This is a genomic window from Borreliella valaisiana VS116, from assembly GCF_000170955.2.
Classification (GTDB): Bacteria; Spirochaetota; Spirochaetia; order Borreliales; family Borreliaceae; genus Borreliella; species Borreliella valaisiana.
Genome location: NZ_ABCY02000001.1, coordinates 16,498 through 32,885 on the forward strand (window position 1 = coordinate 16,498; position 16,388 = coordinate 32,885).

At 28.5% G+C, this 16,388-nt stretch carries 18 protein-coding genes; 6 read left to right on the forward strand and 12 right to left on the reverse strand.

The window, feature by feature from the left end:
• Positions 1–105: 105 nt before the first annotated feature.
• Entirely contained in the window at positions 106–1,071 is a 966-nt protein-coding gene (locus BVAVS116_RS00085; protein ID WP_006068326.1) for a YitT family protein, read from the forward strand.
• On the opposite strand, the gene BVAVS116_RS00090 is transcribed toward BVAVS116_RS00085, so the two are convergent.
• From BVAVS116_RS00090 to ruvA, 6 genes are all read right to left on the reverse strand, one after another.
• Positions 1,068–2,048, reverse strand: coding sequence for an RluA family pseudouridine synthase (locus BVAVS116_RS00090; protein ID WP_006068884.1), 981 nt, complete (start codon positions 2,046–2,048; stop codon positions 1,068–1,070). The genes BVAVS116_RS00085 and BVAVS116_RS00090 overlap by 4 nt on opposite strands.
• 1 nt (position 2,049) lies before the next feature.
• A complete protein-coding gene (locus BVAVS116_RS00095) occupies positions 2,050–2,562 on the reverse strand; it encodes a hypothetical protein (RefSeq protein ID WP_006068645.1) in 513 nt (170 codons plus the stop codon).
• Between the two features lie 7 nt (positions 2,563–2,569).
• Complete coding sequence (locus tag BVAVS116_RS00100; RefSeq protein WP_006068752.1) at positions 2,570–4,234, reverse strand: diphosphate--fructose-6-phosphate 1-phosphotransferase; 1,665 nt, start codon at positions 4,232–4,234, stop codon at positions 2,570–2,572.
• A gap of 79 nt (positions 4,235–4,313) precedes the next feature.
• Positions 4,314–5,354: a tRNA preQ1(34) S-adenosylmethionine ribosyltransferase-isomerase QueA gene (gene queA, locus BVAVS116_RS00105; protein ID WP_006068588.1), complete on the reverse strand. Its 1,041-nt coding sequence runs from the start codon at positions 5,352–5,354 to the stop codon at positions 4,314–4,316.
• Positions 5,329–6,372, reverse strand: coding sequence for a Holliday junction branch migration DNA helicase RuvB (ruvB, locus tag BVAVS116_RS00110; protein ID WP_006068487.1), 1,044 nt, complete (start codon positions 6,370–6,372; stop codon positions 5,329–5,331). Before ruvB ends, queA begins: the two co-directional genes overlap by 26 nt.
• Positions 6,373–6,416: 44 nt before the next feature.
• Positions 6,417–7,007: a Holliday junction branch migration protein RuvA gene (gene ruvA, locus BVAVS116_RS00115; RefSeq protein ID WP_006068737.1), complete on the reverse strand. Its 591-nt coding sequence runs from the start codon at positions 7,005–7,007 to the stop codon at positions 6,417–6,419.
• A gap of 70 nt (positions 7,008–7,077) precedes the next feature.
• On the opposite strand from ruvA, the gene BVAVS116_RS00120 reads away from it, so the two are divergent.
• Positions 7,078–8,217, forward strand: coding sequence for a PQQ-dependent sugar dehydrogenase (locus BVAVS116_RS00120; RefSeq protein ID WP_006068697.1), 1,140 nt, complete (start codon positions 7,078–7,080; stop codon positions 8,215–8,217).
• A gap of 14 nt (positions 8,218–8,231) precedes the next feature.
• Here BVAVS116_RS00120 and BVAVS116_RS00125 read toward each other — a convergent pair whose 3' ends face one another.
• Positions 8,232–8,963 carry a YebC/PmpR family DNA-binding transcriptional regulator gene (locus BVAVS116_RS00125; protein ID WP_006068984.1) on the reverse strand — a complete coding sequence of 244 codons (732 nt, stop codon included), beginning with the start codon at positions 8,961–8,963 and terminating at the stop codon, positions 8,232–8,234.
• Complete coding sequence (locus tag BVAVS116_RS00130) at positions 8,964–9,869, reverse strand: bifunctional 5,10-methylenetetrahydrofolate dehydrogenase/5,10-methenyltetrahydrofolate cyclohydrolase (RefSeq protein ID WP_006068327.1); 906 nt, start codon at positions 9,867–9,869, stop codon at positions 8,964–8,966. It abuts the gene before it with no gap.
• Between the two features lie 149 nt (positions 9,870–10,018).
• Here BVAVS116_RS00130 and BVAVS116_RS00135 point away from each other — a divergent pair, with 149 nt between their 5' ends.
• Both BVAVS116_RS00135 and bamB read left to right on the forward strand, forming a co-directional pair.
• Positions 10,019–10,657 (forward strand): BB0027 family outer member beta-barrel protein, encoded by a 639-nt coding sequence (locus BVAVS116_RS00135; RefSeq protein ID WP_006068205.1) that lies wholly within the window; start codon positions 10,019–10,021, stop codon positions 10,655–10,657.
• A gap of 7 nt (positions 10,658–10,664) precedes the next feature.
• Entirely contained in the window at positions 10,665–11,714 is a 1,050-nt protein-coding gene (gene bamB / locus BVAVS116_RS00140) for an outer membrane protein assembly factor BamB (protein WP_006068477.1), read from the forward strand.
• On the opposite strand, the gene BVAVS116_RS00145 is transcribed toward bamB, so the two are convergent.
• From BVAVS116_RS00145 to lepB (BVAVS116_RS00155), 3 genes are read right to left on the reverse strand one after another with little or no spacing between them, the layout of a single operon-like run.
• Positions 11,700–12,131, reverse strand: coding sequence for a DUF188 domain-containing protein (locus BVAVS116_RS00145; protein ID WP_006068604.1), 432 nt, complete (start codon positions 12,129–12,131; stop codon positions 11,700–11,702). The two genes, bamB and BVAVS116_RS00145, sit on opposite strands and share 15 nt — an antisense overlap.
• Positions 12,121–12,756 (reverse strand): signal peptidase I, encoded by a 636-nt coding sequence (gene lepB / locus BVAVS116_RS00150; RefSeq protein WP_006068771.1) that lies wholly within the window; start codon positions 12,754–12,756, stop codon positions 12,121–12,123. The genes BVAVS116_RS00145 and lepB (BVAVS116_RS00150) overlap by 11 nt, the downstream gene beginning before the upstream one ends.
• A gap of 1 nt (position 12,757) precedes the next feature.
• Positions 12,758–13,738 carry a signal peptidase I gene (gene lepB / locus BVAVS116_RS00155; protein WP_006068655.1) on the reverse strand — a complete coding sequence of 327 codons (981 nt, stop codon included), beginning with the start codon at positions 13,736–13,738 and terminating at the stop codon, positions 12,758–12,760.
• 70 nt (positions 13,739–13,808) lie between these two features.
• Here lepB (BVAVS116_RS00155) and BVAVS116_RS00160 point away from each other — a divergent pair, with 70 nt between their 5' ends.
• Both BVAVS116_RS00160 and smpB read left to right on the forward strand, forming a co-directional pair.
• On the forward strand, positions 13,809–15,269 hold the full coding sequence (locus BVAVS116_RS00160; RefSeq protein WP_006068937.1) for an SUMF1/EgtB/PvdO family nonheme iron enzyme: 1,461 nt from the start codon (positions 13,809–13,811) through the stop codon (positions 15,267–15,269).
• Between the two features lie 2 nt (positions 15,270–15,271).
• The gene (gene smpB / locus BVAVS116_RS00165; RefSeq protein WP_006068810.1) at positions 15,272–15,724 is read left to right on the forward strand and encodes an SsrA-binding protein SmpB; all 453 of its coding nucleotides are present in this window, start codon (positions 15,272–15,274) and stop codon (positions 15,722–15,724) included.
• A gap of 75 nt (positions 15,725–15,799) precedes the next feature.
• Here the strand turns inward: smpB and BVAVS116_RS00170 are convergent, their stop codons facing one another.
• Positions 15,800–16,336, reverse strand: a complete 537-nt coding sequence (locus BVAVS116_RS00170; RefSeq protein ID WP_006068514.1) for a P13 family porin — start codon at positions 16,334–16,336, stop codon at positions 15,800–15,802.
• Positions 16,337–16,388 lie beyond the last annotated feature (52 nt).

Sequence of the window (16,388 nt, forward strand, 5' to 3'; positions counted from 1 at the left end):
ATCAAAAAAAATAAAAAAAGGGAATAAAATTGTTTTTTTTGCAAAATTAATATAAAATTCAAGTAAATTATTAACTTATAGCTTAAAAGTAACTCTAGAGTTAAGATGAAAAAGAAAAAAAAGATTCACTATCGTAGAATTAAAAAAAAATTCAAGCTATTATTCATAATACTAGCAAAAAAATTAAAAACTATAACTAAAAATCCCAAATTAATATTTAATAGTACAATACAAATAACTTTGGGCTCTGCACTAATGGCAATTTCCACAAATGTTTTATATATCCCTCATGGACTTCTTAGTGGGGGGATTGGGGGTATTGCATTAATGCTACATTACCTGTTAAGCTTCAATTTAGGATGGACAATATTTGTATTAAATATCCCATTGTTTATTATTGGAATAAAATTTTTAAATATAACATTCATCATTCAAAGTTGGATTGCAATGGGATTATATTCCATTATCATAAACTATTCCCAATTTTTACAAAATAAAATACATATTAACGATATGATGCTTGTATCAATACTAGCCGGACTTATTTCTGGACTTGGACTTGGACTAATATTTAAAGGTAAAGGATCTTCGGGGGGATCAGATATAATTGCGATGATCATTAAAGAAAAATATTCAATTAGTATTGGAACAACAAACTTTATAGTTAATCTAGCAGTATTAATACTTGCAACCTTTTTCTTTAATATTGAAATTGCTCTTTACACACTAATAGCATCATTTGTAACATCTATAATGACAGACAAAACAAGCACTGGATTTGGCAATCAAAAAGCAATATTAGTAATTTCAGATAAAGGAAAAGAAATTGCTTATCTTCTTACAAACAAGTTAAAATTAGGCGCCACATTAATAGACGGAAAAGGAGCTTGGGCAGGAACAGAAAAAACTATAGTATTTATAGTAGTTCCAATAATGCGTTTGTCAAGAATTAAGTATATATCACAAAAAGTTGATCCGAATTGTTTTATTACTGTTATTAACACTAACGAAATCACTGGGGGCAAAATAATAGCTAACTCAATCTCATTAAAACAAGAAATTTTAAATTAAAAATCTTTTAAAAAGAGAACCAAATTATCAATAATCAAATTCAATTCATCGCTTTTGTAAAAATTTCCAAAAAAATTTACAAATCTTTTGGGAAATTCAGAAATGAATTTCTCGAAAGAATTTTTTCCAACATCAATTTCAAGCTTATAAGAATGCAGCATCAAAGTTATTTTTTTTAAACTGCCATCCACTCTGCCATAAACCTCATCTCCCAATATTGGAAAATTAAGATATTTCATATGCACTCTTAATTGATGTGTACGACCAGTTTTAGGTTTTAAAGCTAAAAGAGAATATCCCCCGAAATTTAGCAACAATCTATATTCTGTTAATGATTTCTTACCTCTATCTTTAGAAACGGCAAATTTTTTCCTATTGTGTTTATCTCTATCTATAAAAGATTCAATACTTCCAGAAAAACTATTAAAATTACCCTTAACAATTGCAATGTAGACTTTATTCGTCCTTTTATCTCTAAACTGTTGAGCTAAAAACCTCAAAGTGCTAATGTTTTTTGCACAAATTAACACCCCAGAGGTATCTTTGTCTAATCTATGAACAATACCAGGTCTAATTTTTTCTCCATTAAAATCAATTTTCAAGCTTTTTATATGATATAAAAGAAAATTCACAACAGTATCATCCCAATGCGATATTCCAGGATGACTTAAAATTCCTTGTGGTTTATTCAAAACAATAATATTAGAATCTTCATAAATTATAGCAATAGGGATATTGTTAGGCCTAAGGCAATCAATTTGACTAATTTCTTCGTCAAATTCAATCAGAATTTCATCATCTTTAAAAACAGGCTTAGACAGTTTTATCTTTAAAAATTTTCCATTACTCTTTTTAAACGCTTCTACATTTCTTCTTTTAATCTGACTTCTAGTCAAAACTTCCAAATTGCTTGATAAATAAAGATCTAATCTTAAAGCATTTTCTTTAACAGTAAATTCTCTCTTAAGTCTTATCATATCACTGAAGAAAATAATCAATCAAAGCAATAGTTATAGCGACTATAGCCCCAATGGAAGCTGAAATAATAAATTTTTTATAAATTTCATCTTTTGAAAAATTAGGACCATTTGAAAAAGGATATGGAATGTAATTTGCATTCATTCCACTATAAAAATAGTATCCTACATCAAAAAAAAACAAGCTCAAAAATAAAACTATTGGAAAAGATCCAATGCTAATAGCTGAAAATCTAAACAAATCTTTTGCTGACTTTGACTCAAGATCATTTTCAATATTTAAGGCTTTATTCTCTTGAATATTTTTATAAAGAAAAGAATCATCCTTATCAACAACAGTAATATTATTTTTTTCATGAGTAGCAAAATTGCCACTGGAAGTTAATTTATCTTGCAATGGCAAACTTTTAGCAATACTTAACTTTAAATAATTAAAATTTAGCTTGAAATGATCAAGTGAATTTGAATAAACATTCAAAACACTGAAAAACAACAACAAGCTTCCAATAAACATAAATTTTCTACTTCAATAATTCTAACTTTAAAGTTTCAGTTATTTCATCAATCTCAGAAGAACCAAAATACTGCACAGGACCTGGATACAAATACAAATTATTCAAAGCCCACTTATCACGATTTTCAACAAACTCTCTAAATGGTCTTCCTTCTAAATCAACTAAAGCTTTTCTTATAACAGGCTTTTGCACTCCATACCTCTCTTCCATGTTCATCAACATTGTTAAGGGCACTCCTCCTGCAATCCAATCCGTTGGTTTTGAATTCAAATTTTTTATACAAGACATATAGCCTGTAAGGCCATTTAAAATCAGAATAACTGCATTATATCCCAAACTATAGCAATAATTACTATCAAAATTAGAAGGAAAAGCGCTTCTACCTTCATAACCAAAGAAATGATCAACTGGAATAAAGCTTCCCTTATATTCTCCCCTTTTTTTCATATCGCTTAATCTTGATTGAATCATCTCAATAAACAATTTTTCAGTAGGAACTCTTGAAACATTAAAATTCCCATGAGGATCTCTTTCTAAAATTGAATTTACAAGCTCAAATTGAATAAACAAAGGCAAAGACAAATAAACTGCCTTCATATAATCACTAAGATTGGCAACGAAAACTTCTTTCATCTCTTCAATGTGAAGCCCCTTAAATTCATTTTCATTTTTATCAAAAATATTGCATAATTCAACCATTAAAGACTTAACTTCTGGAATAAATTCAATCACGCCCTCAGGAACTATAACTATTCCAAAATTATCCCCATTTAAAGATCTTTTTAAAATAACAAACACCATTTCATCAACAATTTCAGCCAAAGTTTTCTTTTTAGCCAAAACCTCTTCAGACACAATGCAAATGTTTGGATGAGTTTTTAAAGCACATTCCAAAGCAACATGAGATGCACTCCTACCCATAAGTTTGACAAAATGCCAATACTTTTTAGTCGACATGGCATCTCGACATAAATTACCTATCATCTGAGAATAAATTTTCGTAGCAGAATCAAACCCAAATGAAATTTCAATATGATCATTTTTAAGATCAGCATCAATTGTCTTTGGAACTCCAATAACCTGAATATTCTCTCCCTTCTTTTTAAAATACTCTGCAAGAATAGCAGCATTGGTATTCGAATCATCACCACCAATAATAATAATTGCATCAAGATTGTTTTCTTTAGCAACAAATAGAGCTTTGTTATAATGCTCTTCTGTTTCTATTTTTGTTCTTCCAGAAGATACAATGTCAAAACCTCCGGTATTTCTGTAAAAATTTACCAAACTCTCAGTAAGTTCAATTTTATCATTCTCCAACAAGCCTAAAGGGCCTCCCTTAAATCCAAAAAGCTTTGAATTTGTATTAAATTTTTTTATTGCATCAAAAACACCAGATATAACATTATGCCCCCCGGGAGCAGGTCCTCCAGAAAGAATAATACCAATATTTAAAGCTTTTGAAAAAAATAAATTAGACTTGCCCTCAGTAAAACTTACAATTGGCAACCCATAAGTATTTTTAAAAAATTCCTTTAAAGCCTGTCTATCTTGAATTGCTTCAGTTTTTTCTCCACAAACTAAACTAATATTCTTAAAATCTTTTTTTAAAATATCTGGCAACTTGGGAATATATTTTTGCCTTTCTTGCTGAAAAAGAGAAGTATTCATACATTTTCCTCCTAATTTCCTAATTATTTAAATTAAGCCTCTATTATAATTTAAATATAAAATAATTCACAACTAATATCTATATATGATTTAAAACTAACATAGCATCACCATAAGAAAAAAATTTATAACTTTGATTTACAGCTTCTTTATAAGAGTTAAACACAAAATCTTTGCCTGCAAATGAAGAAACCAACATCAAAAGAGTAGATTGTGGTGTATGAAAATTCGTAAAAAGCATATCGACAAACTTAAAACAATAGTTTTGATCAGGATAAATAAAAAGATTTGTACTTTGCTGACCTGTTTTAAACTTCCTAAGTTTATGATCATAAGATGACTCCAAAGCCCTAAGCGTTGTAGTGCCAATTGATAAAATTTTTTTACCAAGAAATTTTGCATTCTCCAATCTATCAGCCACACTATCTTTTATTAAAAAAGTTTCAAAATGCATTTTATGCTCTTCGATCCTTTTTGATCTTACAGGAAGAAAAGTGCCAAGCCCCACATGAAGAGTAACAAAATCATATTCAATATTGTTCTTTTCAAAAACAGAAAACAAATCTTTGCCAAAATGCAATCCTGCAGTTGCAGCAGCTGCAGAACCAATGTACTTAGAATAAACAGTTTGATATCGATCTTCGTCTATTTTATCATAATCTCTTTTAATGTAAGGGGGTATAGGAACAAAACCGTGCTTTTCAAAATAATCTTCTCCAACATCAGCATCAAATTTTAAAACAATCTCACTACCATTTTTCGACAAAATTTTACCGATTAATCCTTCGGGAAATTTGTAAACATTGTCAACAATTTGCTTTTTGGACTTAGAAATCAACGCAGTAAACATAGCAGTACCAATTCTATCTAAAATCAAAAATTCAACATTACTACCAATCTCTGATTCTGCATACATTCTTGATTTTCTAACTTTTGAGTTATTAAAAATAATAAAAGTATCGCTATTTATATATTTTAAAATATTGTTTACAGAATTTTCATGATAAATTTTTTGCAATTTGGGATCTAGCACCATTAACCTTGAAGATCCTCTTTTTTCACTTGGATATTGAGCTATTAAAGAATGGGGTAAATTAAAATGAAACTCTTTGGTTTTCACTAAGACTATCCTCTTTCATCTCTAAGTTTAAGTGAAGATACGCAAATTCAGTAGCTTTACGACCTCTGTGAGTTCTATTAATAAATCCTTTCATAATTAAATAAGGTTCATAAAAATCTTCAAGAGAATCTGCTGTTTCCCCTACAGAAATAGCTAAAGTATCAACACCTACAGGCCCTCCATTAAACTTCAATATTAAACTCCTTAAAATATTTCTATCTTGCTCATCAAGACCTTCTCCATCAATTCTAAGCATTTCAAGCCCAATTGAAACAATATCACTTGTAACAACCAAACTTCCAGTTACCTGAGCAATATCTCTTATTCGCCTTAACAATCTATTTGCTATGCGGGGGGTTCCTCTTGAACTTCTTGCAAGAAGAAAAGCAGCATCCTCTTCTATTTCAATATTTAAAATAACAGAATTTCTCCTTATTATCTCAACAAGCTCTATTTCGCTGTAAAGTTCAAATCTTGCAGTAATTCCAAATCTCGCATAAAGTGGAGATGTTACTTTTCCCGGTTTAGTAGTAGCTCCAATCAATGTGAATTTTGGAAGTGGCATTCGAACAGTTCTTGCATTAGCTCCTTGCCCGATTACCCAGTCTAGCTCATAATCTTCCATAGCAATACAAAGCATTTCTTCTATTATTGGTCTAAGTCTATGTATTTCATCAATAAATAAAACACTCTTCTCATCAAGACCTGTCAAAATCCCAATAATATCTTTAGGTTTGTCAAAAGCCGGAGCTGACGTAATCTTAATTGAAGCATTCATCTCAAAAGCAATAATACTTGCAAGAGTAGTTTTCCCAAGACCTGGTGGACCACTTAAAAACACATGATCTAAAGCTTCATCTCTCTCTTTAGAAGCTCTTATAAAAATACTAAGCGTCTCTTTAACATTAGCCTGACCTTTAAAATCTTCAAAAACTTTGGGTCTAAGCTCATTCTCACCTTTATCATATAAATAATTTTCACTAGAACTTAAAAAGTTTATACTATTTTCGTCTTTCATAAACACCTCTTAAAGACTATTTTATAACTACCAAAAACTAACTATTAATTCGAAATTCTTTTCAAAACCTCCTTAAATAAAAACTGCTCCTTTTCAGAGTCTTTTAAATTTGAAAATTCAACTAAATTGTAAGCTTCCTTAAGCTTACTATTAACAATTTTTCTGTCAAATCCCATGCTAATAATCGACTCTTCTAATTCTTTAAATCTAAAAAGATTAGATTCAAGCTCATTATTAATCAAAAGTTTACCCTGAAGATGTAAAAACATTTTACCAGCCATTTTTTTACCAATGCCTTTGATTTTAGCAACAAGTTCAACATCTTCCCTATCAATAGCGTCCTTAAACTCATTATACCTTATATTAGAGAGCACTCTTAAAGCAGCCCTTGGACCTATTCCACTTACTCCAATAAGTCCTTTAAAAGTTTCTCTTTCATCTGAATTCAAAAATCCAAAAAGTTTCAATTCATTTTCTCTCGTATAAAGATAGGTAAAAAGTTCAACTTTGTCTGACAACTTAAAATTAGCAAGGCAAAATGCACTAACTAAAAGTTCAAATTCAAAAACAGTAGTCATTAAAACCAAACTAGATTCTTTTTTTTCTACAACTTTACCATGAATCTTATTTATCATATAATTAAATTATATTACACAGAAACATCCAATTTAAAGCAAAAGCACTAAATAAAAAAAAGGACAATAAATGAAAAACCAATTTCTAAATAGCTATTTTCAATTAATTATAACTATTTTTTTAATCTCATCTATAACTATAGCAGCAGAAGAAACAACAAACACACTAAAAGTTCCTAATGGATTTAAAGTCGAAATTTTTTTAAACAACACAATTGAAAAACCAAGGGGAATTACAAGCGATCAAGATGGGAACATATTCATAGGGTCTGGAAGCAATTTTGCATATTTTGTAACAAAAAACAAAAAAATTTATACCATAGCAAAAACCTTAAAAAAACCTATTGGTATTGCTTATTGGGATAATAAATTGTATATATCTTCTGTCGATAAAATATATGTAGTTGAAAATGTAAAAGAAGAAATTAATAAAAGCATAAAATCAAATAAAGACTATACATGGAAAATGCAAATTTTTTCACTTTTACCCAAAAATACTTCCAACATGCACTCCGGACGTTATATTAAAGTAGATCCTAAAAATAATAAATTAATAGTAAACATAGGATCCCAACATAATGCTAAAATCCCCCCAAAAAAAGAAGCAATACTTCTTAGCTTCGATTTAAAAACAAAAAACGAAGACATAGTTGCCTTTGGAGTAAGAAACTCAGTTGGATTTGATTTTCATCCAATTAGCAATGAAATGTATTTTAGCGACAATGGCCAAGACGGATTGGGAGACAACATTCCCCCAGACGAAATAAACCTAATAATCAAACATAAAGAACATTTTGGATTTCCCTATGTGTTTGGAAAAAACCAAAAAAATTATAATTTTTATAACAAAGCACCCAAAAATACTAAATTTATCCCATCTATTTATGAACTTCCTGCACATGTAGCCCCACTTGGAATACACTTTTATCAAGGAAATAGCTTTCCAAAAGAATATATTAATAAATTATTCATAGCAGAACATGGTTCATGGAACAGATCATCCCCTATTGGCTACAAAATAACTACACTGGATATTGATCCCAAAACCAGAATAGCAAAAAATTACAAAGTTTTTTTACATGGATTTTTAAAGTTCGATAACTCTAAATTTGGGCGCCCTGTTGATATAATCACATATTATGACGGTTCAATTCTTTTTTCAGATGATTTTGGAAATAAAATTTACAGAGTCTACTATGAAAAGATTTAAATAAAATTAGAAAATCAGCTTAATTCTTCTGGAATCTCCAAATTATGAATTACTTCTTGAACATCATCAAAGTCTTCAAGCTTTTCAACAAGAAGAATTATTTTTTCTGCTTGCTCTTTGTTTAAAAAAATTTTATTTTCCGGAATTAAAGCTATCTCTGCCATCTCTTCTTTAAATTTAGTTTTCAAAAAAGATAAGACTTTATCAAAATCATCAGGACTTGTAATAACTTCCGCTTCATTATTTGAAACTAAAATATCCTCAGCACCAACTTCTAATGCAAATTCCATTATTTCATCCTCAAGATATTTTTCTAAATTGTAAACAATAAGACCCTTTCTGTAAAACATATATGAGACTGAACCTGGGGTTCCAAGAGATCCTCCACCTTTTGTAAGAACACTTTTTACATCACTAGAAGTTCTGTTTTTATTGTCTGTCAAGCAGTTAATCATTAGAGCCACTCCATAAGGAGCATAAGCCTCATAAGTAATTTCAAAATATTCAACTCCTTCATTACCACCAATACCCTTTTTTATTGCCTTCTCAATATTATCTTTTGGCATATTGGCAACCTTAGCCTTATTAACAGCGACCCTTAGTCTCGGATTAGACTCAATATCTCCCCCACCTATTTTAGCTGCAATAGTTATTTCTCTTATTAGCTTTGTAAAAAGCTTATTACGTTTTGCATCAAGAGCACCTTTTTTTCTCTTTATTGTTGACCATTTGCTGTGACCAGACATTTACACCTCCACCAATTTTTCCAACCGATCTAAAATGTCAAACTTATTATTATTAATCAAATGAGCTTTAATTGTGTTAAACATTAACATAAGAACCGTAACAGGCCCTATTCCTCCCTTAACAGGGGTAATAAATTTAACATAATCTTTAATATTGTCAAAATCTGTATCACCCGAGAGAATTTTTCCGTTATTAGTCTCAATTTCAGAAATACCAATATCAATCACATAAGGTTTTCCACATAACATGCTTTTATCTATCAACTTAGGCTTACCAACAGCAGAAATGACAATGTCTGCCTGTCTTAAATAAACATCTAAATAAATGCTTTTACTGTGACAAGCAATAACAGTTGCATCATAAGGCTTTGATGAGAGTAATATTGAAATAGGTTTTCCCACAAGAGGACTTCTACCAACTACAACAACCGTTTTTCCCGATGTTTTTATTCCCTCATCTCGCAAAATCTTTAATACAGCAAGAGCCGTGCAAGGAATAAACCCTTTTTTATCACCCAAAATCATTTTACCTAAATTAATAAAAGATAAGCCATCAACATCTTTTGAATAAACTATACCATTTAAAATAGAATTCAAATCCATACCTTTCAAAAGAGGCAATTGAACAATAATTCCATCTGTACTTAAATTTTTATTTTCTCTATCAATTACTTCTAAAATATCGCTTTGAACAAAATTTGTAGAAAATTTAATTACTTCAACATTTAAGCCAATATCTTTTGCAACTCGATTCTTAATTGAAACATAAAGCTTGCTTGCAGACTCATCATTTGCTAAAATAACTTTTAATGCAATTTTATCTTTCAAGTCGTGTTGTTTTAAGAATTCTTTTAGCATTAAATAATACTTACTCGCAAAATCCTTCCCATTAAAAACAGTATTCAAAATATGCCTCTTAAACTTAACAAGATTACCTTAATATTATACTTAGATTGTCAATATAAGGAAAGATAAACCACTAAATTTCAAATTGTAATTAAATTTATTTTAAACTATAATAAACAAGGATAATAATTTTAAAAGAATGGAGAATAATGAAAAGGTATCTTTTTATAACACTAATTGCATTCTTACTAATTGGTGTAAACATAAAAAAAATTGAGGCCGCAGCCAATATTGATAGACATACAAACTCTACTTTGGGAATAGACTTAAGTGTTGGAATGCCTATTTTTTACAACGACTTATCAAGAGCTTATTCTACCAATTTATATCCGGGGGGTATTGGGGCAATAAAATATCAATACCATATTTTAAATAATTTAGCAATTGGGCTTGAACTAAGATATATGTTTAACTTTGACATTAACCACTCTTTTAATATATTAAATCCAGATTCAAGTGTAGGTAAAATTTTTTATAGTGTGCCTATTACATTTTCAATAAACTATATATTTGATATAGGAGAATTATTCCAAATTCCAATTTTCACAAATGTAGGGTTTTCTCTTAATACGTATGGGGACAGAAATAACAATATTACAAATTTAAGAACTTTTGATGCACTTCCTACAATCTCTTTTGGATCTGGAATTTTATGGAACTTTAACTATAAATGGTCTTTTGGAGCAACAGCATCTTGGTGGATGATGTTTGAATTTGGAAATTCTGCTAAAATGGCACATTTTGCACTTATATCATTATCAGTTACAGTAAATGTAAATAAATTATAGGATAAAAATGAAACAAAAATATGAAAACTATTTTAAAAAAAGATTAATTTTAAGCCTATTAATATTTTTACTAATAGCATGCTCAAGCGAATCCATATTTTCCCAACTAGGAAATCTACAAAAAATAAACCATGAACATAATATTTTAGGCAGTTCAAGTCCAAGAGGAATTTCTCTGGTAGGAGAAACTCTCTATATTGCAGCTATGCATTTATTTAAAAAAGAAAACGGCAAAATAGAAAAAATTGACTTGAGCAATTCTTATGAGTTTATAAATGACATTGTAAATGTATCTGGGAAAACCTATCTTTTAGCACAAAACAAACAAGCGGAACTAGAAGTTTGTGAGCTAAATGGAAAAGAATGGACATTGAAATTTAAAAAATCACTAAAAGCATATAAATTCTTAAAATCTGTAGGAAAAGATGGCATAAAAGAAGCATATATTTTAGCTATAGATAAAAACAATCAAGAGAGAATTTTTGATCTACAAGGAATTGACAAAACACCATCGCAAGCTACTGAAAACGACAAATTTTATCAAGTATCAAATGAGGATAACTTAATTACAGGAAATTCACTTAAAATATGGCAAATGAATAACAATACATATAGAAGCATAGACTATCAACAAGCCAAAGAAATAATGCCTATCATTAAAACAAGCATTAGGGGTTTTTCTGAAATTTTAGTGATGACTGGTGGTTATAATAATTTAGACACAAAATTCAAAGTATATTCAAATGCAAATAGTTACACAACACCAATATTTATTCAAGAAGAAGTAGGCGAATTTAACGGCTACTTTGCAAGAGAATTTAATGATGTAATATTAATCGGAAGTAATAATGGATTTGCAGAATTTACAAAAAACAAAGAAGGAATTTTTGCTTTACAAGCACCCTCAAAATCTGTAGCGCCTGGGGCTTATAATGGTTCCCAGCTAAGCAAAACAGGTCTTAACGATATTATTCCCGTATCAAACAACACAATTTACATATTAACTCAGGGTAAAGGTTTGTGGAAATTGGAAAACAAAAAATTAACTAAAGAATAAAGAATAAAAATTTGTTATAAATTTTTCATATCTAGATTTATTAAAATCTACATCATAATATTTTTTAACCTTAATTTTCAAATTGAAATTAATCTTAGATCTAAAATATAAATAATTTATATTATTTATATTAAAAATTCGACCCTCATCATTCATAACCTTAACCTCAAGATCCAAAAGAAGTTTAGCAAAAAAAATATCTCGGGTAATCACAAGACTGTACCTATCTGCTAAATTCAAAATAAATACATCAACATTGTCTACCACTTCTAAAGCAACATTTTCTGTTTTTTCCAAACTCAAAAACTTATTAGAAACTATAATAAGCTTTGATTTATTGTGCAATATAAATTTTTGTAAAAATTTTATTATCTTAAAATTACAAGAATCAGCATCAACAAAAATTTTATTTAACAATCTTATAGTCCACTACCTTAAATGCTAAAAAAGAAACAATAGTGTTTTTATTAATAGGCCCAAATATTCTAGAATCATTTAAAACACTTAAATTGTCATTTAATAAAAAAATTTCATTTTTTTTCAAAATAAAACACTTAATCACTTCATCTGTTTTAAAAAAATTATTCAACTTGTAATAGCTAACCAAATTGCCATTCAAATAAAAAAAATCTGTATCCTTTTTGTTTACCAAAACATTCAAACCTCTAACATATACAGAATCACCCTGAACGGCTGCTATTCTTGAGACCTTATAGCTTGCTCTTTTAAAGATTTTATTTAAAAAAAAGAAATCTTTTATTAAAGTTAATAAAAAATTATTACTTAACCTAAAATCTTCATAAAGAACAATATCATTCATTTTCAAAGGAATAAAAAAAGATGTTAGATGTGTTGCAACAAAAAATAAACTAGAATTTTTTGTTATTGTCGGCAACATGTCATTACTTTTAATAATAAAAATTTGCAAAACAAACTTTGTGAAAAAAAAATTTAACATTAAAAATGTTAAAACATATTTAAAAAAAATTTTTCTTTGTTTTTTTCTTAAAAGCCTTTGCTCAAAAGTTAAGTATGGAGCCACTTTAAATAAATCCTACCCTAGAAAATGGAAGATATATTATCAAGGTTCTTCCAAGTACTTTATTTTTATTGATCACTCCAAAAAACCGACCATCATGAGAATTATCCCTATTGTCCCCAATTGGCAAAACATATCCATAAGGAACATAAATTCCATAATCTCTCATTATAGCTTTTTCTATATAATAATCAACATAAGGCATAAAAGCAGATAAATACTTATATTCCAACCTTTCAAGCTCAAACCTATCAATCACTCTAACATCAAAAAATGAAAAATCGGGAGCACTACTTAAATTTATATTTAACTGGCTCAGAGCAATAAACATAGCAAAATCACCATAAATCCCATAGTCCTCATTTTCCACAATTTTTTTAATATTAAAATTTTGATCAACCAAATCCCGATAAGAATCTTCTAAAATAAAATTTTCTTCGCCTTCTTTTTTAACATAAGCCTTACCGTTGTTAAATCTAACAATTTTACCATCTGCAAATAAGCCTCTTTTTACGAGGAATCTAACATTAGGATTGCCATATTCATCTCTATCAAGATCAATAAAAGATAGCGTTAACATGTAAAGTATTCTTTGAAAAATATCAAAAAAAACACCCTTTGATTTATACTCTGGATTTTCAAAAATAATAATATCTGATTCTTCTGGGGCTTTAAAACCATTAATCTTAAACAATCCTGGTAAAAGTTCCGGGCCGTAAGAAAATTTATCTACAAACAAAAAATCCCCTATTTGAAGAGTATTTTCCATTGAACCCGATGGTATTTTATAAGCTTGAATAAAATACTGATTTATTACCAAGACAAAAATTGCAGCCGCTACAAAATCAAATAAAAAGTTTAGCAAAAATCCTCGTTTCTTAGCCCTTAATTTGCAAAAATACTTTTTTCTTTTTCGATATGTTAAGTATTTTTCAACAAAATACACCAAAAAAGATGCAAATTTATCCAATTTTCTTAAATACATAATCTAACCTCAAGAATTAAATCATACAAAATATTGACACTTATTTAAATACTTTTCTATACTTTAAAAGATGAAAGAAAGTGATGAGAATTCAAATATTGAGCTTTTTGAAGTTAAATTAAAACCAATTCTAGGAATATCGCCCAAAGTTTACGTATTTCTTACAACGATAATACTACTTTTAAGTTTAATATCAATTTTAATAATCATACCTAAGTTTAAAAATCCAGGAGCATATTTAAAAATAAATTCTAATATTGAAAATACTTACATCTATTTAAACGAAAAATATATCGGCAGAACTCCACTTAAAAAATATATAAATGCCACTGAAGGAATTATTAAAGCAAAAAGGATGGGATTTAAAACCTACGAACAAAACATAAAAATTCACAATAAATTTTTTGGAAGCTACAATTTACAAATAAATTTAGAGCTGGTTGATCCTGAAAAGATCATTAAACAAAGACAAAAAGAGCTCTCTATAATGGTGAGAATAAAAAATATTAATGAAAATACAAAATTAATTCCTGTATTTTCATTAATATCTAGTGAGCTCAAAGAACATCCCCAATACATTAAAAAATTTCTAAAAGACTCAATACCTCACTTAAATTCAATCGAAATGTTTAAAGATTTTCTAAACTCATACAAATTAGTGTATTCAATAGATCAAAACAATAGTAATCAAGAAATATGGAACTCTCTAAAAACAAATTTTGATTTAGAAAATAGAGCTATCTTTTGGTTTTTAGAAAATTTAGACAAAGATCTGAAAATACTAACAAAAGATAAGCCTTGGGTTAAAACATTAACCAAAACTCTAGACAATGAAAATATTCAATTAATTTCCAAAAATGAAAAAATTAACATAAAGTTACCTGGATTTAAAAAAATAAACTCAAATAAAATCGAGAAAATTCAAAATTATGAATTAGATTCAAAAAATATTTCACTAAAATCTACCTACAATATAAAAGAATTTCTTATTCAAGAGCAAAATGTTACAAAATATGAATATCAAGATTTTTTAAAAGAAAATCCAAAATGGACATTAAATAACAAAGAAAGTTTAATAAAAGAACAGCTTGTGGATGAAAATTATCTTAAAAATTTTAATCAAATAGGCTTAAATGAAGCTATCACGGGAATATCTTATTTTTCAGCATTAGAATATGCCAACTGGTACTCTAAAAAACTTCCCGACGGATTCAAAGCAAGACTTCCCATATCACAAGAATGGGAATTATATCAAAAAGAACCAAACAAAAAACCATTAAATATCAATGAAATATCAAAAAAAGTTGGATTTTGGAATTTAATGCAAAATTCGTCTTTTAACGATATTGCAATATTCAAAAATGAAAAAAATTTTTATAACGAAAATTCAAATTTTTATTCATTAATAACAGAAATTAGAACATACTCTCATCAAAATAATAACTTACTCAATCCATCAACTAAAGCTTCTTTTTTGAAGAATTGGAGTTCTCCAAACATTGGCTTTAGATTGATTGTATCAAAGGAATAGATTTGAAGACAAACGATTTGTTTCTTGAAAACAAAAAGGCAAAATTCAATTACTTTATTGAAGAGAAAATAAGTTGTGGAATAGTACTGCAAGGAACCGAAGTGAAATCAATAAAAGCAAAGAAATTATCATTTAATAATAGCTTTGCAAGCATAAAAAAAGAAGAATTGTGGCTTGAAAACTTGCACGTATCAAAATATAAAGAAGGAAATATCTTCAATCATGATGAATTAAGACCCAGAAAACTTCTAATAAGAAAACAGGAATTACAAAGACTGAAAAAATTTAAAGAAAAAGAAGGATACACTTTAATTCCTATTAGCTTTTATTTAAAAAAATCGATAATTAAAGTAGAAATAGGAATATGCAAAGGAAAAAAATTGCATGATAAAAGAGAAATACTAAAACAAAAAAGCATGAAAAAAGAGCTTAGTAGAGAAATAAAATATAAATAAAAACTCTGATTTTTCAATTACAATGAGTAATCACAATACAAAATTGCAATCACTCATTTTTATAATAAAATAAAATTAATAACTTTTCTTGAAAGACAGTTCAAACCCAAGAGCACTAGCTTGACCTATATTGACATCAAAATTAGGCTCAAATCCTCCCAAAGCTATATTAAGGCTATTTTTCAGCTTCTTATTATAACTATTGGCAAATGTAAATGGAAGAATAATTTCTGTTAATCTTGTCACAGTCATAGTAAGCATACCTGCCAACATCATTCCCTTACCCCAAGTCCATTTAAAAGCAACTTTTTTAGCATTATTACCTAAAGCTTTAATATCTAAATAAGCTCCCGTAAGTATTAACCCTATACCAACTGCATCAAATCCAAGAATAAGAGAACCCCCAAGAATATCTCCTTGAACAAAAGAACCTATCCCAAACCCTAAAAAAAGGTTCAATAAAAATGGTACAATAGGATCTTTCTTGTTAGTTTCATAAGCCAAAAGTTTTTCTCCCGCCCCCAGATTAAAATCACTTTTAGAATCATAAGCTTGAGCAAAGCTAGAAAAAACACAAAAGGTTACCAAAACAAAAATTAAAAATTTATTCATAAAAACCCCTTCATTAAAACTGGTACTATGTTAGCATATTAATGAAATTTAA